The 21,790-nt window shown below is 67.9% G+C and carries 26 protein-coding genes; 4 read left to right on the plus strand and 22 right to left on the minus strand.

The window, feature by feature from the left end; translation table 11 throughout:
- From AC1D12_RS04275 to flgB, 9 genes are all read right to left on the minus strand, one after another.
- The coding region (locus AC1D12_RS04275; protein ID WP_477839023.1) for a rod-binding protein at positions 1-357 on the minus strand (357 nt) is incomplete at its 3' end.
- The gene (locus AC1D12_RS04280; protein ID WP_047500533.1) at positions 357-1,493 is read right to left on the minus strand and encodes a flagellar basal body P-ring protein FlgI; all 1,137 of its coding nucleotides are present in this window, start codon (positions 1,491-1,493) and stop codon (positions 357-359) included. The genes AC1D12_RS04280 and AC1D12_RS04275, both read right to left, overlap by 1 nt.
- A gap of 42 nt (positions 1,494-1,535) precedes the next feature.
- Positions 1,536-2,204, minus strand: a complete 669-nt coding sequence (locus AC1D12_RS04285) for a flagellar basal body L-ring protein FlgH (protein ID WP_047500531.1) — start codon at positions 2,202-2,204, stop codon at positions 1,536-1,538.
- Between the two features lie 8 nt (positions 2,205-2,212).
- A complete protein-coding gene (flgG, locus tag AC1D12_RS04290; protein WP_047500529.1) occupies positions 2,213-2,995 on the minus strand; it encodes a flagellar basal-body rod protein FlgG in 783 nt (260 codons plus the stop codon).
- Between the two features lie 29 nt (positions 2,996-3,024).
- A complete protein-coding gene (flgF, locus tag AC1D12_RS04295) occupies positions 3,025-3,756 on the minus strand; it encodes a flagellar basal-body rod protein FlgF (RefSeq protein ID WP_047500528.1) in 732 nt (243 codons plus the stop codon).
- A gap of 122 nt (positions 3,757-3,878) precedes the next feature.
- Complete coding sequence (gene flgE / locus AC1D12_RS04300; protein ID WP_047500526.1) at positions 3,879-5,141, minus strand: flagellar hook protein FlgE; 1,263 nt, start codon at positions 5,139-5,141, stop codon at positions 3,879-3,881.
- Positions 5,142-5,151: 10 nt separating this feature from the next.
- Positions 5,152-5,805 carry a flagellar hook assembly protein FlgD gene (locus AC1D12_RS04305; protein ID WP_477839026.1) on the minus strand — a complete coding sequence of 218 codons (654 nt, stop codon included), beginning with the start codon at positions 5,803-5,805 and terminating at the stop codon, positions 5,152-5,154.
- 33 nt (positions 5,806-5,838) lie between these two features.
- The gene (gene flgC / locus AC1D12_RS04310) at positions 5,839-6,261 is read right to left on the minus strand and encodes a flagellar basal body rod protein FlgC (protein ID WP_465111059.1); all 423 of its coding nucleotides are present in this window, start codon (positions 6,259-6,261) and stop codon (positions 5,839-5,841) included.
- The gene (flgB, locus tag AC1D12_RS04315) at positions 6,261-6,674 is read right to left on the minus strand and encodes a flagellar basal body rod protein FlgB (RefSeq protein WP_047500519.1); all 414 of its coding nucleotides are present in this window, start codon (positions 6,672-6,674) and stop codon (positions 6,261-6,263) included. Before flgB ends, flgC begins: the two co-directional genes overlap by 1 nt.
- Before the next feature lie 161 nt (positions 6,675-6,835).
- On the opposite strand from flgB, the gene flgA reads away from it, so the two are divergent.
- The 3 genes from flgA to AC1D12_RS04330 all read left to right on the plus strand — a co-directional run bounded on the left by flgA (position 6,836) and on the right by AC1D12_RS04330 (position 8,377).
- The gene (flgA, locus tag AC1D12_RS04320; protein ID WP_477839028.1) at positions 6,836-7,540 is read left to right on the plus strand and encodes a flagellar basal body P-ring formation chaperone FlgA; all 705 of its coding nucleotides are present in this window, start codon (positions 6,836-6,838) and stop codon (positions 7,538-7,540) included.
- A 115-nt stretch (positions 7,541-7,655) separates the two neighbouring features.
- Complete coding sequence (gene flgM / locus AC1D12_RS04325; protein WP_052211238.1) at positions 7,656-7,979, plus strand: flagellar biosynthesis anti-sigma factor FlgM; 324 nt, start codon at positions 7,656-7,658, stop codon at positions 7,977-7,979.
- Positions 7,980-7,984: 5 nt separating this feature from the next.
- Positions 7,985-8,377: a hypothetical protein gene (locus tag AC1D12_RS04330; RefSeq protein ID WP_156154638.1), complete on the plus strand. Its 393-nt coding sequence runs from the start codon at positions 7,985-7,987 to the stop codon at positions 8,375-8,377.
- Between the two features lie 85 nt (positions 8,378-8,462).
- Here the strand turns inward: AC1D12_RS04330 and AC1D12_RS04335 are convergent, their stop codons facing one another.
- The 9 genes from AC1D12_RS04335 to flhB form a co-directional block, all read right to left on the minus strand.
- Positions 8,463-9,212 (minus strand): class I SAM-dependent methyltransferase, encoded by a 750-nt coding sequence (locus tag AC1D12_RS04335; RefSeq protein WP_477827642.1) that lies wholly within the window; start codon positions 9,210-9,212, stop codon positions 8,463-8,465.
- Between the two features lie 13 nt (positions 9,213-9,225).
- Positions 9,226-10,581: a methyl-accepting chemotaxis protein gene (locus AC1D12_RS04340; protein WP_477827643.1), complete on the minus strand. Its 1,356-nt coding sequence runs from the start codon at positions 10,579-10,581 to the stop codon at positions 9,226-9,228.
- A gap of 19 nt (positions 10,582-10,600) precedes the next feature.
- A complete protein-coding gene (locus tag AC1D12_RS04345; protein ID WP_047500511.1) occupies positions 10,601-11,314 on the minus strand; it encodes an RNA polymerase sigma factor FliA in 714 nt (237 codons plus the stop codon).
- A gap of 20 nt (positions 11,315-11,334) precedes the next feature.
- Positions 11,335-12,120 (minus strand): hypothetical protein, encoded by a 786-nt coding sequence (locus AC1D12_RS04350; RefSeq protein ID WP_047500510.1) that lies wholly within the window; start codon positions 12,118-12,120, stop codon positions 11,335-11,337.
- A gap of 52 nt (positions 12,121-12,172) precedes the next feature.
- Entirely contained in the window at positions 12,173-13,858 is a 1,686-nt protein-coding gene (gene flhF / locus AC1D12_RS04355) for a flagellar biosynthesis GTPase FlhF (protein WP_477839031.1), read from the minus strand.
- Between the two features lie 255 nt (positions 13,859-14,113).
- Complete coding sequence (locus AC1D12_RS04360; RefSeq protein ID WP_477827772.1) at positions 14,114-14,707, minus strand: nucleotidyltransferase domain-containing protein; 594 nt, start codon at positions 14,705-14,707, stop codon at positions 14,114-14,116.
- A gap of 53 nt (positions 14,708-14,760) precedes the next feature.
- The gene (gene flhA / locus AC1D12_RS04365; protein ID WP_477839032.1) at positions 14,761-16,842 is read right to left on the minus strand and encodes a flagellar biosynthesis protein FlhA; all 2,082 of its coding nucleotides are present in this window, start codon (positions 16,840-16,842) and stop codon (positions 14,761-14,763) included.
- Positions 16,843-16,903: 61 nt separating this feature from the next.
- On the minus strand, positions 16,904-17,434 hold the full coding sequence (locus tag AC1D12_RS04370; protein ID WP_477839034.1) for a cytochrome P460 family protein: 531 nt from the start codon (positions 17,432-17,434) through the stop codon (positions 16,904-16,906).
- An 84-nt stretch (positions 17,435-17,518) separates the two neighbouring features.
- Positions 17,519-18,667 (minus strand): flagellar biosynthesis protein FlhB, encoded by a 1,149-nt coding sequence (gene flhB / locus AC1D12_RS04375; protein WP_477839036.1) that lies wholly within the window; start codon positions 18,665-18,667, stop codon positions 17,519-17,521.
- Between the two features lie 197 nt (positions 18,668-18,864).
- Between flhB and AC1D12_RS04380 the strand changes: the two genes are divergently transcribed.
- Positions 18,865-19,377, plus strand: a complete 513-nt coding sequence (locus tag AC1D12_RS04380; protein ID WP_477826691.1) for a hypothetical protein — start codon at positions 18,865-18,867, stop codon at positions 19,375-19,377.
- Between the two features lie 159 nt (positions 19,378-19,536).
- Here AC1D12_RS04380 and fliR read toward each other — a convergent pair whose 3' ends face one another.
- From fliR to AC1D12_RS04400, 4 genes are read right to left on the minus strand one after another with little or no spacing between them, the layout of a single operon-like run.
- Positions 19,537-20,298 carry a flagellar biosynthetic protein FliR gene (gene fliR / locus AC1D12_RS04385; RefSeq protein WP_465111050.1) on the minus strand — a complete coding sequence of 254 codons (762 nt, stop codon included), beginning with the start codon at positions 20,296-20,298 and terminating at the stop codon, positions 19,537-19,539.
- Positions 20,299-20,347: 49 nt separating this feature from the next.
- The gene (gene fliQ / locus AC1D12_RS04390) at positions 20,348-20,617 is read right to left on the minus strand and encodes a flagellar biosynthesis protein FliQ (RefSeq protein ID WP_047500495.1); all 270 of its coding nucleotides are present in this window, start codon (positions 20,615-20,617) and stop codon (positions 20,348-20,350) included.
- A 19-nt stretch (positions 20,618-20,636) separates the two neighbouring features.
- Complete coding sequence (gene fliP, locus AC1D12_RS04395) at positions 20,637-21,395, minus strand: flagellar type III secretion system pore protein FliP (RefSeq protein ID WP_477826692.1); 759 nt, start codon at positions 21,393-21,395, stop codon at positions 20,637-20,639.
- A 22-nt stretch (positions 21,396-21,417) separates the two neighbouring features.
- Positions 21,418-21,771, minus strand: coding sequence for a FliO/MopB family protein (locus AC1D12_RS04400; RefSeq protein WP_047500487.1), 354 nt, complete (start codon positions 21,769-21,771; stop codon positions 21,418-21,420).
- Positions 21,772-21,790: the final 19 nt, after the last annotated feature.

Below are 21,790 nucleotides of genomic sequence, written 5' to 3' on the forward strand. Positions count from 1 at the left end.
CGCCGACGCGCTGTCCTTCGCCATGTTGGCCAGCGGCTCGCCGAGCTGGCGCTCCAGGTGCTTGGCGATCATCTCCGACAGCCCGCCCGGGCGGCCGCTCAGCGATTGCGCGAACTGCGTGTCCAGCAGCTCGGTGCCCATCTGCGTGCCGGAGTTCTCGAGCATCCCCGAGCTCAGCGTCGCCTGCCGCATGCTCTTCATCAGCTGCTGCATGAAGATGCCTTCGAACTGCTTCGCTGTCTCCTGGATCGCGGCCTTCGGGTCCTTCGAGGCCGCATGGCGCAGCCCGTCGACGCCCTGGGTGTCGCTCGCCAGGCGCTGGCCCTGCAGGCCGGAAAGAGGCAGGTTGATCGCCATCAGATCACCTCGAGTTCTGCATTGAGGGCACCGGCGCTCTTCATCGCCTGCAGGATCGCCAGCAGGTCCATCGGCGTCGCGCCGAGCGCGCTCAGCGCCTTCACCACGTCGGCCAGCTTCGCGCTCGCCGGCAGCTGGATCAGCGCGCCGGCCTCCTGCTTGATCGTGATGTCGGCCTTTTCCTTCGCGACCGTCGTGCCGCCGCTGGACAGCGGCGACGGCTGGCTGATCACCGGCGTCGTGCTGATCGTCACCGACAGGTTGCCGTGCGCGACCGCGCAGGCGCTGAGCGTGACGGTCTGGTTCATCACGACCGAGCCGGTGCGCGCGTTGATCACCACCTTGGCGGACGGCGCGGCCAGCTCCACCGGCAGGTTCTCGATGTCGGCCAGGAAGCCCACCCGGGCGTCCGGCGAGGCCGGCATGCGCACGCGCACGACGCGGCCGTCGATCGCGTGCGCGGTGTCGGCGCCCATCTTCGCGTTGATCGTGCGCGCCACTTCGCGCGCGGTGCTGAAATCGCTGGCGTTCAGGTCCAGCTGCAGGAACTCGCCCTGGTTCAGCGGCGTGGCCACCGCGCGTTCGACCGTCGCGCCCTCGGGCACGCGGCCGGCGCTCAGGTGGTTGATCTGCACCTTGGAGCCGGCCGCCGAGGCGCCGGCACCGCCGACGATCAGGTTGCCCTGCGCGAGCGCGTAGATCTGGCCGTCGGCGCCCTTCAGCGGCGTCGCGATCAGCGTGCCGCCGCGCAGCGACTTGGCGTTGCCCATCGACGAGACGTTGATGTCGATCGTCTGGCCCGGCTGCGCGAAGGCCGGCAGCTGCGCCGTCACCATCACCGCGGCGACGTTCTTGACCTGCATCGTGGTGCCCGGCGGCACGGTGACGCCCATCTGCTGCAGCAGCGCGTTCAGGCTCTGCTGCGTGAAGGGGGTGGAGGTGGTCTGGTCGCCGGTGCCGTCGAGGCCGACGACCAGCCCGTAGCCGACCAGCTGGTTGGCACGCACGCCCTGGACGGCGGCGACTTCCTTGATGCGGGCTGCCTGCGAGGACAGCGGCCACCACAGCGCCGCGCTGGCCGCGACGACCGTCAGGCTGATCAGCAGTCGCAGGAGTTTTTCAGTGGTGGTTTGCATGGCGGCTTCATCCTCAAAGGATGAAACCGATTCTGCGGAAACTTAAATGGGCAGAACGTTCAAAAAGAACCGCCCGAGCCAGCCTATTCCATTCGCATCGGCCTGGGCGCCACGGCCGCGGTGCTCGATGCGCACGTTGGCGATCTGCGCCGACGCGACGCTGTTGCCCGGCTGGATCGCCCGCGGGTCGACCTGGCCCGAGAAACGCAGCACGTCGACGTTCTGGTTCACGCCGATCTGCTTCTCGCCGGCCACCACCAGGTGGCCGTTGGACAGGACTTCCGTCACGGTCGCGGTGATGATGCCGGAGAAGTCGTTGGTGTTCTCGGTGCTGCCCTTGCCGGCGAAGGTGTTCGCCGAATTGCCGGCCGCGCTGGAGCGCAGCAGCGCATTCGGGTTCACCAGCGGCAGCGCGCTGACGCCGGCGGCGACCGAGCCGCTCTTGTCGATGGTGCTGGTGCTCTTCTGGCTGGCCGAGACTTTTTCCACGATCTGCACCGTCAGCGTGTCGCCGACGAGCCGGGCGCGGTAGTCCTCGAACAGCGGCCGGTACTGGCCCGACTGGAAGATCGAGCCGTTGTTCACCGACGGGGCCGCGATCGCCTCGGGCCGCGCGCGCGTCGGCTCGGCCACGTCGACCTTGGGCAGCGGATAGAGCGTGCTGCAGCCGGCGAGCAGGGCCGGCGCGGCCAGAAGAGCGAGTCGTTTCATGGCGATGTTCAGAGTTGGCTGAGCTTCTGCAGCATCTGGTCGGAGGTGGTGATCGCCTTCGAGTTCAGCTCGTAGGCGCGCTGCGTCTGGATCATCGCGACCAGTTCCTCGACCGGGTTGACGTTCGAGGTCTCGACGAAGCCCTGCTGCACCAGGCCCAGCCCGTTCAGTCCCGGCGTGCCGGCGCTGGGCGTGCCCGAGGCCGCGGTCTCGGTGAACAGGTTCTGGCCCTTGGGCTCGAGGCCGGCCGGGTTGATGAAGTTCGTCAGCTGCAGCTGGCCCACCGTCTGCGGCGCGGTCTGGCCGGGCACCGTGACGGTGACGGTGCCGTCGTTGCCGATGCTCACGCTCTGCGCATTGGCCGGGATCGTGATGCCGGGCTGCACGGTGTAGCCGTTGTTCGTCACCAGCTTGCCGGTCGAGTCGACCTGGAACGAGCCGTCGCGGGTGTACGCGTTGGTGCCGTCGGGCATCTGGACCTCGAAGAAGCCGCTGCCGCGCACCGCCACGTCCAGCGTGTTGCCGCTCTGCTGCAGGTTGCCCTGGCTGAAGCTGCGCGAGGTCGCGACCGCGCGCGTGCCCAGGCCCACCTGGTAGCCGGTGGGCAGCGTGGTCTGCTCGCTGCTGTTGGAGCCGGCCTGGCGCAGGTTCTGGTACATCAGGTCCTCGAACACCACGTGCGACTTCTTGTAGCCGTTGGTGGCCGAGTTGGCGAGGTTGTGCGAGATGGCGTCCAGCTGGGCCTGCTGGGCCTCCATGCCGGACTTGGCAGTCCACAAAGAATTCAACATGGTGGTGTTCCTTCAGGTTCCGTTGCGGATCAATTCAGCGACAGCAGCTGCGCGGCGGCCTTCTCGTCGCCCTCCGCGGTCTGCAGCATCTTCATCTGCGATTCGAACTGGCGCGCCGCGGCGATCATCGACACCATGGTCTCGATCGGGCTCACGTTCGAGCCTTCGAGCGCGCCGTCCTGCACGCGGGCATTCGGGTCGGCCTGCAGGTCGCCGGTGGCGGCGCGGAACAGGCCGTCGGTGCCGCGTTCGAGCGGCGTCTCGTCGGTCGCGGTCACCAGCTTCAGCTTGCCGACCGGAGTGATCTTGCCGTTGGTGCCCTTGGCGCTGACGGTGCCGTCGGTGCCGATCGAGATCTCGCTGTTGGCCGGCACCTGGATCGGGCCGCCGTCGCCGAGGATCGGCAGGCCGCTGCGCGTGGTCAGCGTGCCGTCGGCGGTGATGTCGAGCGAGCCGCCGCGGGTGTACCCCTCGGTGCCGTCGAGCGCCTGCACCGACAGCCAGCTGTTGCCCTTCACCGCGACATCGAGGTTGCGGCCGGTCGCGGTGACCGGGCCGGGCGTCGCGTCGTAGCCGGGCGTGGTCTCGAGCGCATAGACGCGGGTGCTGGCGCCGCTGCCGAGCACCGGCACCGCGCGGAACGCCGCCAGCTCGGACTTGAAGCCCGGCGTCGACGCGTTCGCGAGGTTGTGCGACAGCGTGTCCTGCCGTTGCATCATGGCCTTCGCCCCTGACATCGACAGGTAGATCATGCGGTCCATGACGACCCCTCGTCGGTTGGGTACAACCGCCGATCCCCCGAGGGGATGCCGGCCGGCTTGGGAGCGGCCCGGCGCTCGGCCGGCTGCACGTTGAATGACATCGCTATCTATGCCTCAGTCGATCAGCGCAGGTTGACCAGCGTCTGCAACACCTGGTCCTGCGTCTTGATGGTCTGCGCGTTGGCCTGGTAGGTGCGCTGCGCGGTCATCATGTTGACGAGCTCGGCGGTCAGGTCGACGTTCGACTCCTCGAGCGCGCCCGACTGCAGCACGCCCATGTTGCCTTCCGATGGAACGCCCAGGATGGGATCGCCCGACTCGTAGCTGCGCGACCAGTTGTTGCCGCCCAGCGGCTTCAGGCCCTGCGTGTTGCGGAAGTTCGCGAGCTCCATCTGGCCGGCCGGCTTGGACTGGCCGTTCGAATACGTCGCCATCACGATGCCGTTGTCCTCGATCGACAGGCCCGACAGCTGGCCCGGCGCGTAGCCGTCCTGCTTCAGGTCGGTCACGCCGAAGCCGGCGCCGTACTGCGTCGCGCTCGTCAGGTCGAGCTGCACGCCGGTGATCGCCAGCGTCTCGGCGCCGGCGGCGTTGGTCGTCGCCGGGATGTCCAGCGTGATGGCCCCGGCCGGCGCGGTCGGGTTGCCGCCGTTGGTCGGGAACTGCATCGTCGTCACCGGGGCCGGGTCGCCGGCGCCGTCGACCGCCAGCGAGGTGCCGTTGGCCGTCACGTAGACGTTCCACTGGTCGGTGCCGGCCTTCTGGAAGTAGTAGGTCAGCGCGACATCCTGGCCCTTCGCGTCGTAGACGGTCAGCGAGGTGGCGTTGTTGTAGGTCTTCGCGTCCGACAGGTTGATCTGCGGCGTGGTCGCCGGCAGCGTGGTGGCGGCACGCGAATCGAGGTTCATCTCGAGCGTGATGTTCTTCGTCGCGGCGGGGTCGATGCCGGCGGTGGGCAGCTGCAGCGGCACGGCCTGGCCGGGCTGGATGGTGCCGGTGCCGTCGGCCTTGTAGCCCATCAGCTTGAGCCCGCCGTTGCTGACGATGTAGCCGTCCTTGTTGACCTGGAACTGGCCGTTGCGCGAGTACACCGTGGTGCCGTTGTCGTTCAACTGGAAGAAGCCCGAGCCGTTGATCGCGACGTCGAGCGAGCTCTCGGTGGTGGTGATGCTGCCCTGCGTGAACTGCTGCGTCACCGCCGCCAGGTTCACGCCGATGCCGATGTTGTTGGCACCCGAGCCGTTCATCGCGGCGGCGTACATGTCGCCGAACTCGGCGCGCGAGGCCTTGGCGCCGAAGGTGTTGGCGTTGGCGACGTTGTTGCCGATGACTTCGAGGTTCTTGCTCGAAGCGTTCAGACCGGAGAGACCTTGCTGGAAGCCCATGGTGGTGTCCTTAGTTGAATGCCTTGACCTGGTCGTAGGTGACGCCGCCGGCCTTCTCGAGGTCCAGCACCAGGGTGTTGTTGGCCGTGCTGATCGCGTTGACCTTGTCACGCATCAGTGCGGTGCTCTTGAGGGCGGTGGCCCCGCTCATGGCCGTGACCTTGAAGGTGATGCCGCTGGTGTTGTCGTAGGCACCGGCGTCCCACTCGAAGGTGTTCATCCCGCTGCTCTGCGCGCCGAGGTTCAGCGTCTGCAGCGTCTGGCCGGCGGCGTTCTGGATCTCGACCTTCACGTTGTCGGCGGCGGCGTCGATCTGGAAGCCGCCCGTGCCGACCTTGTCGGCGATGTCCATCTTGTTGCCCGGCACGATCACCTCGCGGCCGACCAGCGAGGCGCCCTGCACCGCCTGCATCTGCAGGAACTGGGTCGACAGGCCGCCCACCGTGCCGTTGAGCTTCTCGATGCCGCTGACGGTGTTGATCTGCGCGATCTGGCTGGTGACCTGCGCGTTGTCCATCGGGTTCAGCGGATCCTGGTTCTGCATCTGCGCGACCAGCAGCTTCAGGAAGCGCTCCGAGCTCTCGGCCGCGGTGGTGGCGCTGCTGTCGCTGGACGACTTCGTGTTCAGCGCGGCGTAGTTGTTGGTGACGGTGTCGACGGCCATGGGGTGCTTTCCGGTTCAGTGAGGTTGAAGGGCTCACTGGCCCATCTGCAGCGTCTTCATCAGGAGCGTCTTCGCGGTGTTCATCACCTCGACGTTGTTCTGGTACGAGCGCGAGGCCGAGATCATGTTGACCATCTCCTCGACCGCGTTCACGTTGCTGTAGGTGACATAGCCCTCGGCATCGGCCTGCGGGTGCTTCGGGTCGTGCACCTTGCGGCCGGGGGTCTGGTCCTCGGAGATCGTGCTCACCTTGACGCCGGCCGACGCGGCGGCACCGGCCTGGCCGATCTGGCCCATCATTTCGGTCTGGAACGTGACCTGCCGCGCCTTGTAGGCCTGGCCATCGGGCCCGGCGACGGTGTCGACGTTCGCGAGGTTGGACGCGACCACGTTCAGGCGCTGCGACTGCGCGCTGACCGCGCTGCCGGAGACGTTGAAGATCTGGAACATGCTCATCATTGCCCCTTGATCGCTTCGAGCATCGTGCGCACGTTGGCGTTGATGAAGCGAAGCGTCGCTTCGTAGTGCACCGAGTTGTCGGCGAAGTTGGCGCGCTCGCGGTCCATGTCGACCGTGTTGCGGTCGAGGTTGGTCTGGCTGGCGGTCGCGTACAGCAGGTTCGATTCGGCGCGCGCGCCGGTCAGGCCGCTCTCGATGCCGATGTGGCCGGCCTGCGTGGTCTTCGGCACCGCCGCGCCCTGCTGGCTGCCGGTGGCTTCGCGCAGCGCCTGGGCGAAATCCATGTCGCGGGCCACGTAGCCCGGCGTGTCGGCATTCGCGATGTTGCCGGCGATCAGACGCTGGCGCTCCGAGCGCAGCGCAAGCGCCTGGCCCTGGAAGTCGAGCGAATTGGTCAGATTGTTCAGCATGGCGGCGTGTCCTTTCGGTCCGCGGCGTCGGTCGGTGCCGAGGCCATGGGCGATGTGAAAGGATTGTGGGCAGCGCCTCCTGAAACATAAGCGGGAATAGCGGCCGGTTTGTCCGCCATTTCGGTGCCTTGCCCGGCGCGCACCCCTCCTACAGTCGAGGCGTGAACCCAACCCCTGCCCTTGTTGCCTTCGTCGTTGTCGCGACAGCCTGCGCTGCTTCAGCAGCACAGCCGTCCGCGGCTGCGTCGCCGCTCGAGCAGCAGGCGCTCTCCTTCGTGCAGGCCCAGCTGGGCAGCAACACGCTGCCGGGCCGCGTCGAGGTCGTCGCCGGTCCGCTGGACGCCCGGCTGCGCCTCGCCCCCTGCCAGCAAGTCCTGGCTTATCTGACACCGAACACCCGGCTGTGGGGCAAGACCCGGGTCGGGCTGCGCTGCACCCAGGGTGYGACGCCGTGGAATGTGTATCTGCCGGTGACCGTGAAGGTCTGGGGCCGGGCGCTGGTGATGGCCCAGGCGATGCCGGCCGGCCAGGTGCTGGCGGCCGCCGACGTCCGCGAGGCCGAGGTCGACCTCGCCGAGGACGCCAGCCCGGCGCTGACGGATGCCGCAGCCCTCGTCGGGCGCACGCTGGCCCGGTCGGTCGCGGCCGGCCAGGGCGTGCGCCAGGCCACCTTGAAGGCCCGGCAATGGTTTGCCCCGGGCGACACCGTGCGCATCCGGGCCGTCGGTGACGGCTACGCGGTGGCCGGCTCGGGCGAGGCGCTGACCGCCGGCATCGAGGGCCAGCCGGCGCGCGTGCGCACCGAAAGCGGCCGTCTCGTGACCGGCGTCGCGGTGGCGGAACACCAGTTGGAACTCGCATTGTGAAAAACTGTTCCAGGCACAACAATTCGGGTGAAACCCCTCAAGTCGCCACCGGGCGGGCCGATACACCGTGCATGTTGAAAGGCCGGGGCCTCTGTCCCGACCCAAGGAGTCCTTCATGAGCATCAAGATCGGCCATCAAGCAGAAGCAGCCGCGCCGACCCAGGCGGTCGGTGGCGCCACGCAGAAACAAGGGGCTGCCGCCAAGCCCGCCGAGCAGGCCACCCAGGCCGTCGGCGCCGCGGCACCCGAAGCCAGCACCACCGTCTCGCTGTCGAGCGCGGCCTCGTCGCTGACCGGCACGAGTTCGGCCAGCGCCGACTTCGACGCCGACAAGGTCAAGCGCATCTCCGACGCGATCGAGAACGGCTCGTTCAAGGTCAACCCGGAAGCCATCGCCGACAAGTTGATTTCCAACGCCCGCGAAGTCCTGGGTCATTGATCGTCATGCAGCAGCCGGTGATTCCCGCGTACGAAACCTCGCCCGAACTCGAGGCGACCCTCGGCGCGGTCGAGACGCAACTCGCCTCGCTGGGCGAGGCACTGCGCACGCGCGACAGCGCGGCGATCGACCTGCACGCGACCGAACTGCACCGCTCGCTGGCGCGTGCGGTCGACCACTTCTCCCGCGCCGCCCGCAGCGGCCCGGTGCCGACCCCGTTGCGCGAGCGCCTGGCGCTGGCCGGCGGCCTGGTGGCGGCACAGCGCGAATCGCTGGCGCGCGCCACCGCCGCACTCGATCGCGCGATCGACGTGCTGATGCCGCGCGAGCGGCCGGCGGCGGTCTACTCGGCGATCGGCCCCGCCGAACGCGGCAGCCGCGGCTCCATTCAAGCTTGAATGGAGCCCCCCAGTCGCTTCGCTCCTGCCCCCAAGGGGCGCCACCCCTCGGCCCGGCAAAGCCGGATCCTGGGGCGTTGCTTGATCAGCGCGGCCTGAACGGCGCTCTATAAAGCCACACCGGCCGGCCATCCGGGCAGAGGTGCCGAGCCACCGGGCGCAGTTCCTGCGCCTCGAATTCCAGACTTGCCATCCATGCGCCGGCGCGCAGCTCCTGCCGCGCCTTCGCGACCGCGCGCGGCATGCTCTCCGGCCGCTGGAACAGGTAGACCCCGTCGTACGCCGACCAGTCGGCCTGCCAGATGTCGCCACGCGTCACGCGCGCCGGGATGCGCTGCAGCCGACAACGCAGCCCGCACAGCAGCCGCACCGGCCAGCTCCACTCGATGCCGTCGAGCACCGCCCCCGGATACGCCACGTGCAACTCGCGCAGACCGTCGCCCAGCCCGCAGCCGGCGTCGAGCACGCGTGCGCCGTCCGGCAGCGGCATGAGCGACGGCAGGCCGCGCAATGCACCGCGCGGCGTCGGGAACACCGGCGCATCGCGCCAGGCATGGACGGGATAGAGGGCCAGCAGCGCGCCCATCGGCAGCAGCCAGGCCCAGGCAGGCAGCGCACCGGCGAGGCCGGAGGCCAGCAGCGAGAGGGGAAAGCCGAGTGCCACGAAGACGCGCCGCCAGCGCGTACCAGCCACGATCGGCAGCAGCGCCAGCACGCCGCCGAGCGCGGTGGCCAGCAGCAGCGCGATGCCGAGCGGCACGGCAGCACGCTGCAATCCGAAGAAGAGCCCCCAGGCCGCAGCCCAGGCCAGCAGCGCGGGCAGCGGCCAGATCACCCCGGCCCCGGCGTCAGAAGTTGAACGCGAGCCGCATGCCGCCCCAGTGCCGGCCCTGCACCGTGATCGGTGCGGCGGCTTCCTTCAGCAGCACGAACTGGCCACCGCCCATGTCGCGGCGGTAGGTCTGCAGCAGGAACGGGCGCTGGTTGCGCGCCGAAGCGAGCCCGGTGCGGTCGTTGAAGATGCGGCGGTAGCGGCTGTTGGCCGTGTCCCAGGCCAGGTCGCCGCGCTGCGGGTTGCAGTACTTCTTGTTGTGCGTCGCCACGTAGCCGTTGCGGTCGACCGCGATGCAGAACACCACCTTCGGGCTCAGCGTCAGCACGCGCTCCTGCACCTGCGGGAACAGCCGGTCGGCCAGCTCGATGAACTGCGTGGCGTGCTGCGCCGGGTTCGTGCCCGGCAGCGGCCGGTAGTTCTCGTCGAACAGGGCTGCCGGCGAAATGGTCTTGGTGCGCAGCGAATCCTCGAGCAGCTTGCCGATCTGCGCGGCCGCTTCCATCGCGGCCTGGATGAACGGCGTGTCCTCGGTCTCGATGCCGCATTCGGCGACCAGCTCGATCAGGTGCTCCGAGACCTTCAGGAAGGCCTCGCTGCGGCGCATCGCGCTGTCGAGCGCGGCGGTGGTCTGCTGGATCTCCGACTGCATCGCCCCCATCTGCACGTTGACGCCGCCGCAGATCTCGCGGCTTTGCGTGGCCGCGGCGGTGATGCTCGCGACACCGGCCTCGACATCGGCCAGCGCCTTGTGGAACCCGCCCTGCCGGACTTCGCCCGGCTTGACCTGGATCTCGCGCGACAAGGCCTCGATGCGGGTGTCGAGCACGCCCACGGTGCTCATGATCGCCTTCGACGACCCCTCGACCTTCGAGGCCAGGTCCTTCACCGCATCGGCCACCACGCCGAAGCCGCGACCGGCCTCGCCGGCGCGCTTGGCCTCGACCGAGGCGTTGAATGCCACCAGCCGCGTCTGCAGCGCGATCTGCGTGATCTCGCTGGCGGCCGCGGCCACCTCGCGCAGCGTGTCGACGATGCCCGACACCTCGGTGCCGACCGCCTCGACCGCGTCGCGCGCTCGTCCGACGGCCTCGAGGCTGCCGGCCGTCACGTCGCCGATCGCCTGCTGCGCCCGTGTCACTTCACCGAGCTGGCCGGCCAGCGCGAGCACGGCCTGCGCCTGGCGCGCCGACACCTTGCTCGCGTCGTCGAGCAGGCCGCGCACCTCGGCGGCGTCGCGGCCGACGCTGGACGCCTGCTTGCCGATCGACTGCACCGCGGCGCGCAGGTCGGGCTCGGCGGCCGCGCTCATGGCGCTCACCACGGGCTCGACCGGCTGCAGCTCGCGGCCCTTGCGGAACATTGCAAACATGTCGTCTCGATTTCTCTGTTCACCACTCGCGCAGCTTGACGCGCAAGCGGGCGATGGACTGGCTGTGCAGCTGGCAGACACGCGATTCGGTCACCTTCAGCACGGCCGCGATTTCCTTCAGGTTCATGTCGTGCTCGTAGTACATGCTCATCACGTACTGCTCGCGCTCCGGCAGCGTCTTGATGCCGTCGACCAGGGCCTGGCGCATGCGCTGGTCCTGCAGCTGCGCGAGCGGGTTGACCCCTTCGTCGGCGACGTGCCGGTCGAGGTAGTCATTGTCGCCATCGTCGCCCGACATGTCCTCCAGGTAAACCAGCTGGGTGCCGCGCACCTTGCCAAGCAGTTCCTGGTATTCGGGCAGCGTGACGCCCATCTCGCGGGCGATCTCGCTCTCGGCGGGCGCGCGGCCGAGCTTCTGCTCGAGCTTGTGCACCGCCGATTCGATGGTGCGCTGCTGCTTGCGCGTGCCGCGCGACAGGTAGTCGTTGCCGCGCAGCTCGTCGAGCATCGCGCCGCGGATGCGCTGCGTCGCGAAGGTCTCGAACTGCACGCCCTGGGCTGCGTCGAAGCGGCTCAGCGCGTCCGTCAGGCCGATCATGCCGACCTGGATCAGGTCGTCGATCTCGACGTTGGCAGGCAGCTTCGCGATCATCTGGTGCGCGAGGCGGCGCACCAGCGGGCTGTACTGCTTGAGCATCGTGTTGACGTCGAGTTGGCCTTTGGCGGTATACATGGGGTCAGCTCCGGGGAAATTCAGTTCAGGGCCTGCTGCGGGAAATCGCGGTACGCCGGGAATGCGGTGGCGTACGCGGTTTCGACAGAGGCGGCAGGCTGCAGCACATCACGGGCCCAGCGGCGCAGGGCCGGCGTGGGCGGATCGTTGACATCGGACGCCGGGTCGACGTGCATCCAGTCGCGCAGCACGGCGCCCAGGAAGCCATCGGCACACGAGGCGATCTGCTGCGCGATGCGTTCAGCGCGCGGCGAATGGGGGGCGGCGCCGAGCAGCAGGTCGTGCACCATCAGGCCGGCGCGCTGCGTCAGCAGCTTCATCGCGGCATAGGCGTGGGTCACGCTGCTCGGGCGGTCGTCGGCCAGCAGCAGCGGGCGGGCCTCGCTGCGCATGAACAAACGGCACAGGTCGGTTTCGGTGGCATGCACCAGCACCACGTCGGCATGCGGTGCGGCATCGGCGGCGGCATGCAGGAAGTTCGCGGTGCTGCCATGCGCGTCCACATAGCGGATCGGCAGGCCGCGCGCGGCCAGGTACGACACCTGGTGCGACAGCGCCTCGACGCAGCCGGTCAGGCCGACGGCCGTCAGCTCGGCCGGGGCCGGCGCGCGGTCGGAGGCGTCGATCACCAGCACATGCGCGCCCAGCTCGCCGAAGGCGGTGCACAGGCGCTCCAGCATCACGCCGCCGAACGCCATGTTCGGGTTGGCCACCACCGGCACGAAACGCACGCGCGTCTGGCCGAACAGCTGGCGCAGGCCGTGGGCCTGGTCTTGCGGGAACGAGGAGTCGTAGGCGTCGTGCATGGGGCGCTGAGGACGAGTCGAGGGGGCTGTTCTTGTGGGATCGGGCGAGCGATCAGGCGTGCAGCGATCCGCGGGTGCGCAGCGCCGGCTGGCGCGCCGTGAAGATCAGGTTCACGTCGTCGGCATCCATGCGGTAGGCGGTGCCGGTGTTGGCGCGCAGCGCGCGATGCACCAGCGCGTGGGCCGACAGGCGGTGCCAGTCTTCGGGGACGCGCTGGCCGTTGGCGACGCCGACCACCTTCAGCTTGTGGCGGATCAGCGCGTCGAGCGCCGGGGCCAGCTTGACGGCTTCGTCGAGCTTGGACAGCACGATGCCCTTGCAGGCGGCGGCGCGGTACGAAACCATCACGTCCTCGATGGTCTCGCCCTGCGCGGCGGCGTTGACGACCAGCAGCTTCTGGATCGAGCGGTGGGCCAGCATGTCGAGCAGTTCGCGGGTGCGGCTGTCGCGCTGCGCCATGCCGGCGGTGTCGATCAGCACCATCTTCTTGGCCGCCAGCAGTTCCAGCAGGTCTTCGAGCGAGGCGCGGTCGTGGGCGGTGTGCACCGGCACGCCGAGGATGCGGCCATAGGCGCGCAGTTGTTCGTGGGCGCCTACGCGGTAGGCGTCGAGCGTGATCAGGCCGAGGTTGGCGGCGCCGTGCTTGGTGGCGAAGGCGGCGGCGATCTTGGCGGCGCTGGTCGTCTTGCCGACGCCGGTGGAGCCGATCRGCGCGTAGACGCCGCCCTGGTCTTCGAGCGCGGCGTCGTTCTCGCCGGTGATCAGGTTGCGCTCGAGGATGTTGGCGGCCCACGAGGTCTCGTCGCTGACGTCGTTCGGCAGGCTCTCGGCCAGCTTGCGGATCAGCGCCGGCGAGAAGCCGCTGTCGAGCAGCTTCTGGATCAGCATCGCCTGGGCGGGCTGGCGCTGCAGCTTCTCCATGAAGGCCAGGGCACCGAAGCGCTCCTCGATCAGGCCCTTCATCGAGCGCAGCTCGTTCATCATGTCCTGCTGGTCGCGGCGGGCCGAGGCGTTGACGGTGGAGCGTGCATCGGCGAGCGAGACGACCGGTGCGGCGGGCACCGGGGCGGGCGTGTGTTGCTGGGCATGGGCCTGGGCACGTGCATCGGCCAAGGCCTGCGCGTGGGCCTGAGCCTGCGCTTGAGCGGCGGCGGCCTGCTGTTGCTGCACGCGGATTTCTTCGCGCAGCACCGGCGGCTCGCGCAGCGTGGCGCTGCGGCCGCCGACGGCCTGCATCGGCGCGTGCTGCACCGGCGCCGGGTGCATCGCCTGCCGTTCGGCCAGGCGCTGCTCGAGCGCGGTCGGCAGCGGCAGCTCGTCGTCGGGCATGAAGCTGGGTTCGTTGTCGCGGCCGTGCTGTTGCTGCATGGCGGCCTGGCGGCGCTTGAGCATGCGCTCACGCACGTAATCCTGGAACGACAGCGTGCTCATCGACAGGCGGGCGACGTCGTCGGTGACTTCCATCGCCGGGGCGGGGGCCGGTTGCGGGGCCGGTGCGGGGCGAGCGGGCTGGGCGCGCGGTGCGGCGGCGCGCTTCGCGACCGGGGGCGACGGCGGGATCGGACCGGCGGCCGACAGGCGCTCGATCTGTTGAACGCTTTCCGGCGCCATGGCCAGCACCTCGACGCCTTCGGCGCAGGGCTTGGTCGAGAGCACGACGGCGTCTTCGCCGAAAGCCTGGCGGACCAGGGTCAGGGCGTCGCGCGAAGTGCGGGCGGTGAAGCGTTTGACGTTCATCGGGAGCTCCAGGAGATCGAGCAGGAACCAGTGGCAAGCAATGGCATCCAGTGTGTGAGAGCGCAGCCGGCCGCGGTCCGGGGATGAGCCACCGTAAATCCCTTCATTTGGGATGTTTCGTGCCGAGGGGGCACGGCGGTGGACAGGAAGGCAGAGGTCATGGACGGACGCGGTGGATGCGTGCCGTCATTGTTCCGGGGTGGGGCGGAAACTTGAGAGGGATGAGAGGGGGGAAAGACCCCCTGTTCCGCGGTGCTAACGCGACAGCAAGGCTGTGTGGTCGGACCACGTTCCCTTCAGGTCGACCCGGGGTCCCGCTGCAACGGAAGCCCAGAACGCACTGCCCGCGCTCAGCTGGAGCGCCAGTTCGGGAGGCGACACGACCACGACATTGATGCTCTTGTGATGCTGGCGGCCGACCGACTTGAAGGCTGCCTGGGCGGACACCGAACTCAACTCACCGACGACCAGCACGTCCACGTCGCTGAGTGCGTCTGCCGTTCCTGCTGCCTGCGACCCGAAGACCGCAATGTAGGCGGCGGCCAGCGTTTGCGCCCTGGTACGAAGATCCTCCATCAGCGAGCCGGCGCGGGCAAACAAGGATCGAAGCGGCTCGGTCAGCGGCGAATCGAGGTTGATCGAATACCGCGTCGATGGACTCTCAGGCAGCGCTCGCACCACCCCGCCCTCGACCAGAACACGCAGCAGCTTGCTGGTGTTGCCCGAATCCGTGCCGGCCGCCTGGGCCAGGCCGCGCAAGTGATAGGCCTGGTCCGGGTTCGACAACAGCACTTCGAGGATGCGTGCCTTGGTCTTGCTGCCGAACAGGGCTGTCAGGACGTCGCTCATTTGCTGTCAATTCTACAGCAAATGCTGTCGAATCAACAGCAAAGGAGACGCGATCAGTTGGCGCCGATGATCGACCCGATGCGAATCGAGTGCGTCTCCGGAATCTCGCTGTGCCCCAGCACCCGCAGCCGCGGCGCGGCGCGCTTCAGCAGCCGGGCCATCGGCGCGCGGATCATGTCCGGCACCAGCAGGCAGGCCGGGTGGCCGAGGTCTTCCTGGCGCTTGGCCGACGCGGCGGCGCTGCGCGTCAGAGTGTCGGCAACGCCGGGGTCGAGCACCGCGCCGTGCGGCGAATTCAACGCCTGCGTCACCAGGCGCTCCAGCTCCGGCTCCAGCGCGATCACCTCGAGCTCCTTCACCGGGCCGTAGATCTGCTGCACGATGGCCGGCGCCAGGCTGATGCGGATGCGCCGCGCCAGCTCGCCCGRCTCGCTCGCCACCGCCGCATGCTCGGCCAGGCTCTCGACGATCGAGCGCATGTCGCGGATGTGCACGCCCTCTTCCAGCAGCAGCTGCAACACCTTCTGCAGGCTGGCGATGCCGACCATCTTCGGGATCACGTCTTCCATCAGCTTCGGTGCGAGCTTGGTCACGTGCTCGACCAGCTGCTGCGTCTCGACGCGGCCGAGCAGCTTGGCCGCGTGCAGCTGCATCAGGTGCGACAGGTGCGTGGCCACCACGGTGGAGCAGTCCACCACCGTGAAGCCGTTCATCTGCGCCGCTTCGCGCTGGCGCTCCTCGATCCACACGGCCGGCAGCCCGAACGCCGGGTCGGTGGTTCGGGTGCCGATCAGCTGGGTGGTGGCACCGCCCGGGTTGATCGCCAGCAGCATGCCCGGGAAGGCCTCGCCCTCGCCGACCACCGCGCCGCGCAGCGTCAGCCGGTACATGCTGGGCTTGAGTTCCAGGTTGTCGCGGATGTGCACCGGCGGCGGCAGGAAGCCGACATCCTGCGCGAACTTGCGCCGCACGCCCTTGATGCGCTGCAGCAGGTCGCCCTCGCGGTTCTTGTCGACCAGCGTGATCAGCCGGTAGCCCACTTCCAGGCCCAGCGTGTCGACCGGCTGCAGGTCGTCCCAGCTGGCCTCGGCATTCGGTTCGGCCACCGGCGCGGCCGGCGGCGGGGTGTTCTTCACGCGCTTGTTGCGCTCGTTCATCCACCAGGCGGCATAGCCCATGCTGCCCGAGATCAGCAGGAACACCAGGTGCGGCATGCCCGGGATGATGCCCAGCAGGCCGATCACGCCGGCCGTGATGCCCAGCACGCGCGGCGAATTGAAGACCTGGCTCGCGACCTGCGTGCCGACGTCTTCTTCCTTGCCGACGCGCGACACCACCATCGCCGCCGCCACCGAGATCAGCAGCGCCGGCACCTGGGCCACCAGCGCATCGCCGATGGCCAGCAGGATGTAGCTGTCGGCCGCCTGCGACGCCGACAGGTCGTGCTGCGCCACGCCGATGATGAAGCCGCCGATGATGTTGATGAACAGGATCAGCAGGCCGGCCATCGCGTCGCCGCGCACGAACTTGCTGGCACCATCCATCGAGCCGAAGAACTCCGCCTCGTTGCCCACTTCGAGGCGGCGGCGCTTGGCCTCCTTCTCGTCGATCAGGCCGGCGTTCAGGTCGGCATCGATCGCCATCTGCTTGCCGGGCATCGCATCCAGCGTGAAGCGCGCGCCGACCTCGGCGATGCGCTCGGCACCCTTGGTCACCACGACGAAGTTGATCACGACGAGGATCGCGAACACGATCAGGCCGACCGCGAAGTTGCCGCCGATCAGGAAATGGCCGAACGACTCGATCACCTTGCCGGCCGCGCCCGGGCCGGTGTGGCCTTGCAGCAGCACGACGCGGGTGGAGGCGATGTTCAGCGACAGCCGCAGCAGCGTGGTCAGCAGGATGACGGTCGGGAAGGCCGAGAAATCGAGCGGCCGCACCATGTACGCGGCAACCATCATCACCATCAGCGCCATCGCGATGTTGAAGGTGAACAGCAGGTCGAGCGCGAAGGCCGGCAGCGGCAGCACCATCATGGACAGCACCATGATGATGAAGACCGGCGCCATCAGCGCCTTGATCGCCTTGGCGTGCGGCCCGAGCCAGCCCTGCAGTTGCTTCATCAATGCGTTCATGCCCGGGATTGTTCCGGACCCCGGCCGGGACTTGAGCCGGATCAGCAGGGCAAAGGCAGCGCTATTTCTGCTGTGCGAAGTGCTCGTCGTAGCGGTGCACGAAGTCCTTCGCCGCCAGCGGCAGGTGGCAGGCACGGCAGGCGGCGGTGTCGTCCCCGCTCTTCTGCCCATTCGGCAGGTAGCTCGCGTAGACCCAGTTGCCGTTGCGCAGGGCCTCGGGCGCGCTCCGGCCCCAGCCGGCCCCCTTGGCGTGGACGAACACGCGCAGCAGGTCACCCTTCACCAGCTTGCCGTCGGCACCGGTCTTCAGGCTGCCGTCCGGCGCCACCTGGGCGGCGTAGTTCTCCATCACCATCACGCTGCCGTCGGGGAAGCCGGCTGCGGCGGTGGCGCTGGCCGCGCCGGGGTTCATGTAGATCTCGCGCACCTGCTTGACGTCGGGCCGCTGCACCGCGGAGAGGAACTTGGGCCAGGCCTTGTAGCCGGCAGGCAGCGGCAGCTCGTTGTCATTCACCGGGGCCGATGCCGGCGGCTGGGCGCAGCCGGCGACCAACAACAACATGCCGAACAGGATGGAAGGGGATCTCTTCATGGCAACTCCTCTCGTGGCGCATGGCTGCGTCGGTTGGGGGGTGGCGATGATGGTGTGGCGTGCAGAGCCGAGTCAACCTGACATTCATTCCCCGTCCGCGGGCCCGGGCTTGTGGTGCGGATCGAGCTCGGCCGGCACGTTCAGTTCTGGCAGCGCACCCGGCATCGCGACGCGGCCGGTGAGCGCGGCGCGCAGCTGGTACACGTAGGCGAGCACCTGCGCGACCGCAGCGAACAGCGCCGCCGGGATCTCGCGGTCGACCTCGGCATGGGCGTACAACGCACGCGCCAGCACCGGCGCCTGCAGCACCGGCACCTTCGATTTCTTCGCGGTGTCGCGGATGCGCATGGCCATCAGGTCGGCACCCTTCGCGACGACACGCGGCGCGCCCATCTTGCCTTCGTCGTACTTCAGCGCGACGGCATAGTGGGTCGGGTTCATCACCACCAGGTCGGCAGTGGGCACGGCGGCCAGCATCCGGCGATTGGCCATCTCGCGCATGCGGGCGCGGATCTTGGCCTTGATCTCCATGTTGCCTTCGACTTCCTTGTGCTCCTGCTTGATTTCCTGGTGGCTCATCTTCAGCCGCATCGCGTGCAACTGGCGCTGCAGCGGCACGTCAACGGCGGCGAACACGGCCAGCGCCAGCAGCACCAGCAGCATGCCGCCGACGATGGTGCTGCCGACGTGCGACAGCGCCTGCGGCAGCGGCATCGACAGCGCACCGGCGAACATCTCGACGTGCGAGCGCAGGTACATCGCACCGATCGTGCCAAGGATCAGCGCCAGCACCGCGCCCTTGATCGCCTCGATCAGCTGCTGCTTCGAGAACAGCTTGCCGATGCCGGTGATCGGGTTGAACTTGTCGAACTTGGGCGCGAGCGGCTTCAGCGTCCAGACCCAGCCGCCGGCCGCCACCGCGACGGCGATGCCGACCACCATCATCAGGAGGCCCATCGGCAGCACGACCCAGATCAGCTTGCTCGTGAGCTCTGCCAGCCGCTCGCCCATCGCCTCGGGGTTCTTCGCCATCGTGGCGTTGAACTGCAGGCCGGTGGCGAGCAGCTGCTTCAGCCAGCGCGACAGCAGCGGCGCCGCGGCCACCAGCGCCGCGCCGCCGACCGCGATCGCCGCGAAGTGCGACAGATCGCGCGAACGCGCGACCTGGCCCTCGGATCGGGCCTTGTCGAGCTTTCGCTGCGAGGCGGGCAGGTTGCGGTCTTGGTCGGACATGGCGGGGGCGGAATTGCGCTGCCGCGATTGTTCCGGGGTGGCCCGTGAACTTGAGCGAGAAGAAGAGGCAAAAGACCTGTCACTTCGCGCTAGCTATGGACAAACGGTCCCTCGTCCGAAGATCAACTTCGTTGAACCAAAACGCAGCGTGCGTGACAGAGCTGTCTTCTCACCAACTTGCCTGCCGAAGGACATCGATGCAAATCATCAAAAAGCTTTCCGATCGAGTTCGCCCTATGGGGATCTTGCCCCGGATAGAGTTCAACGTCACCGAGGAACATAGGGAAGCGGCGCGGCAGTGCGTGCGGGACGCAGTCAAAGAACGGAAGCAACTGGCTCCGGTCACTCCGACTCCGTTTGCAAAACATTTGCCCGGACAAGGCCCCTACTTCTATTGGCAGGCGTGTCATATGACGAAACTTTCCGGGCAACCTTATCTACCACCCGAGCTGATCACGGAAATCCTTGCCATGGAAATGGCACTGATCAAGACCGGTCTGTGCAGCCCTGCCAGAGTCGGCCCCCCGCCAACGACGCTGGAAATGATTGTCACAAGAGCAAACAACCAGCTCCTTCTGACCTCAGACGTCGACTTCTTCACCCACGCGCCAAAGAACGCCCCCGGCCTGGCAAGCTCCTGGCCTCCATCGCCGACTATCTCAAAGGTCATCGCTCCAAGACCTTCAAGAAACTTGCGAAGGAGCTCGTGAACTCGCAAAACGATCAGGAACGGTACGCCGCCGTCCTGGAGAAGATCATTGAGAAGGCCAAGGAAAAGCAGGCCCGATGACGCGTCTCCAGCTGCGATGCCGACAGGCGCGTCTGAAACTTTCCCCGACGATCGACCACAACTCACCCGCCAGACTCGCCTACTGAAACCTACTCAGCATCTGCTCCAGCGCCATCGTGAACGGCGCCTGCATCATCGGCAGCGTCAGCAGCACGCCCACCAGGCCGACGCCGAGCGTGATCGGGAAACCGACCGCGAAGATGTTCATCTGCTGGGCGATGCGCGAGATCACGCCCATCACCAGGTTCACGAACAGCAGCATCGTGACCATCGGCAGCGCGATCCACAGCCCGAGCTTGAAGACCTCGGCGCCCCACAGCTGCGGCTGCAGCACGTGCAGGGCGCTGAACGGCTCGGCCGTCACCGGGAAGGCCTGGAAGCTCTGCACCATCGCCGCGATCATCAGCAGGTGGCCGTTGATGATGATGAACAGCCAGCCGACGATGATGCCGAAGAAGCGGCCCACCGCGTTGCCCTCGGCACCGCTCATCGGGTCGAAGAAGCCGGCGAAGTTCAGCCCCATCTGCAGCCCCACCAGCTCGCCGGCGAACTCGATCGCGGCGAACACGATGCGCGCCGAGAAGCCGAGCGTGATGCCGATCAGCACCTGCTGCAGCACCACCGCATAGAGCATCGGCGAATCGAGCGGGATCACCGGCATCGCCGGCAGCGAGGCCTGCGCACTGATCGTGATCAGGAACGCGAGGCCGACCCGCACCCGCACCGGCACGTTCTTCTGCGACAGCAGCGGCGCGCTGCTGAACAGCGCCAGCACGCGGATGAACGGCCACAGCAGCGGCGTCAGCCAGGCGGCGAGTTGGGCGTCGGTGAAGGTGAGCATGATTTCTTCGGCACCAACCCTTCGACAGGCTCAGGGCGAACGRCTTCTTTCAACCCACCACCGACGGAATCGCGGTCAGCGTGCGCTGCACGTACTCGACCAGCGTGGTCAGCATCCACGGCCCGGCGAACATCAGCACCGCCACCGCCGCGACGATCTTCGGCACGAACGACAGCGTCTGCTCGTGGATCTGCGTGGCCGCCTGGAAGATGCTGACCAGCAGGCCCACGCCCAGCACCACCAGCAGCACCGGCGCCGACACCATCAGCAGCAGGTACAGGCCCTGCTGGCCCAGCGTGAAGACTTGTTGGGAATCCATCGGAATCTCTTCAGTGAGTTCAGGTCGAGAAGCTGGCCGCCAGCGACCCGAGCAGCAGGTTCCAGCCATCGGCCAGCACGAACAGCATCAGCTTGAACGGCAGCGCCACCAGCACCGGGCTCAGCATCATCATCCCAAGGCTCATCAGCACGCTCGCGACGATCATGTCGATCACCAGGAACGGGATGAAGATCAGGAAACCGATCTGGAACGCGCTCTTCAGCTCGCTCGTCACGAAGGCCGGCACCAGCACCTTGAACGGCACGTCGGCGGCCTTCACCGCGGCATCCACCTTCGCGAGCTTCGAGAACAGCATCAGGTCGGCCTGGCGCGTCTGCTTCAGCATGAAGGCGCGCATCGGCACCTCGCCGCGCTTCAGCGCCTCGTCGAAGGCGATCTTGTTCTCGGAGTACGGCTGGTAGGCATCGGCGTAGACCTTGTCCAGCGTCGGGCTCATCACGAAGAAGGTCAGGAACAGGCTCAGCCCGACGATCACCTGGTTCGGCGGCGCCGATTGCGTGCCCATCGCCTGGCGCAGCAGGCTCAGCACGATCACGATGCGGGTGAAGCCCGTCATCATCAGCAGCACCGCCGGCAGGAACGACAGCGCGGTGAAGAACAGCAGCGTCTGGATCGGCACCGAGTAGCTCGTGCCGCCCGCCCCCTGCCCCACCAGCAGCGGCAGCGCGGCACCACCGCTTGGCGCAGCCTGCGCTAAAGCCGCTGCAGGAACGGCCGACAACACCGTCAAGGCAGCGATCGTGCCGATGCGGCGCACGCGGGCCGAAGAAAACAAATGCTCAGCGTTCACCGGTCGACCCCTGGTCACGACGGAAACGCGACAAGATTTGCGCAAAGGCGGGATGCACCGCCGGCATCTGCGGCGGCGCCGCTTCGCTCTGCGGCGCCATGTTGTGCAGCACCGTGATGTTCTGCGCCGTGACGCCCAGCACCAGCCAGCGGCGCTCGTCGCCCTGCCCCACCTCGACAGTGACAAGGCGCTGGTTCGACGACAGCGGCAGCGCAGCCACGCTGCGCATCACCCCCAGCCCGCCGGCACCGCCCATCGGCGTGCGCTTGAGCAGCCACAGGGCCACCGGGATCATCGCGATGATCGCGACGAACCACATGAACGACGTGATCGCAGGCGACATCGCTCAGGCACCCTTGCTC

It is taken from the genome of Rhizobacter sp. P1_G5 (assembly GCF_056405435.1).

Excerpts from the sequence above, each read along its gene's own strand:
- AC1D12_RS04305 (WP_477839026.1), bottom strand. The coding sequence starts at position 5,805 with ATGGCCGTCGACACCGTCACCAACAACTACGCCGCGCTGAACACGAAG.
- AC1D12_RS04285 (WP_047500531.1), bottom strand. The coding sequence starts at position 2,204 with ATGAAACGACTCGCTCTTCTGGCCGCGCCGGCCCTGCTCGCCGGCTGC.
- flgF (WP_047500528.1), bottom strand. The coding sequence starts at position 3,756 with ATGGACCGCATGATCTACCTGTCGATGTCAGGGGCGAAGGCCATGATG.
- fliQ (WP_047500495.1), bottom strand. The coding sequence starts at position 20,617 with ATGGATTCCCAACAAGTCTTCACGCTGGGCCAGCAGGGCCTGTACCTG.
- AC1D12_RS04340 (WP_477827643.1), bottom strand. The coding sequence starts at position 10,581 with ATGTTTGCAATGTTCCGCAAGGGCCGCGAGCTGCAGCCGGTCGAGCCC.
- flgC (WP_465111059.1), bottom strand. The coding sequence starts at position 6,261 with ATGAGCATGTTCCAGATCTTCAACGTCTCCGGCAGCGCGGTCAGCGCG.
- AC1D12_RS04330 (WP_156154638.1), top strand. The coding sequence starts at position 7,985 with ATGCAGCAGCCGGTGATTCCCGCGTACGAAACCTCGCCCGAACTCGAG.
- AC1D12_RS04400 (WP_047500487.1), bottom strand. The coding sequence starts at position 21,771 with ATGTCGCCTGCGATCACGTCGTTCATGTGGTTCGTCGCGATCATCGCG.
- flgM (WP_052211238.1), top strand. The coding sequence starts at position 7,656 with ATGAGCATCAAGATCGGCCATCAAGCAGAAGCAGCCGCGCCGACCCAG.
- flgB (WP_047500519.1), bottom strand. The coding sequence starts at position 6,674 with ATGCTGAACAATCTGACCAATTCGCTCGACTTCCAGGGCCAGGCGCTT.
- AC1D12_RS04280 (WP_047500533.1), bottom strand. The coding sequence starts at position 1,493 with ATGCAAACCACCACTGAAAAACTCCTGCGACTGCTGATCAGCCTGACG.
- AC1D12_RS04370 (WP_477839034.1), bottom strand. The coding sequence starts at position 17,434 with ATGAAGAGATCCCCTTCCATCCTGTTCGGCATGTTGTTGTTGGTCGCC.
- fliR (WP_465111050.1), bottom strand. The coding sequence starts at position 20,298 with ATGCTCACCTTCACCGACGCCCAACTCGCCGCCTGGCTGACGCCGCTG.
- AC1D12_RS04380 (WP_477826691.1), top strand. The coding sequence starts at position 18,865 with ATGCAAATCATCAAAAAGCTTTCCGATCGAGTTCGCCCTATGGGGATC.
- AC1D12_RS04360 (WP_477827772.1), bottom strand. The coding sequence starts at position 14,707 with ATGAGCGACGTCCTGACAGCCCTGTTCGGCAGCAAGACCAAGGCACGC.
- AC1D12_RS04345 (WP_047500511.1), bottom strand. The coding sequence starts at position 11,314 with ATGTATACCGCCAAAGGCCAACTCGACGTCAACACGATGCTCAAGCAG.
- flgG (WP_047500529.1), bottom strand. The coding sequence starts at position 2,995 with ATGTTGAATTCTTTGTGGACTGCCAAGTCCGGCATGGAGGCCCAGCAG.
- flgE (WP_047500526.1), bottom strand. The coding sequence starts at position 5,141 with ATGGGCTTCCAGCAAGGTCTCTCCGGTCTGAACGCTTCGAGCAAGAAC.
- flhB (WP_477839036.1), bottom strand. The coding sequence starts at position 18,667 with ATGTCCGACCAAGACCGCAACCTGCCCGCCTCGCAGCGAAAGCTCGAC.
- AC1D12_RS04350 (WP_047500510.1), bottom strand. The coding sequence starts at position 12,120 with ATGCACGACGCCTACGACTCCTCGTTCCCGCAAGACCAGGCCCACGGC.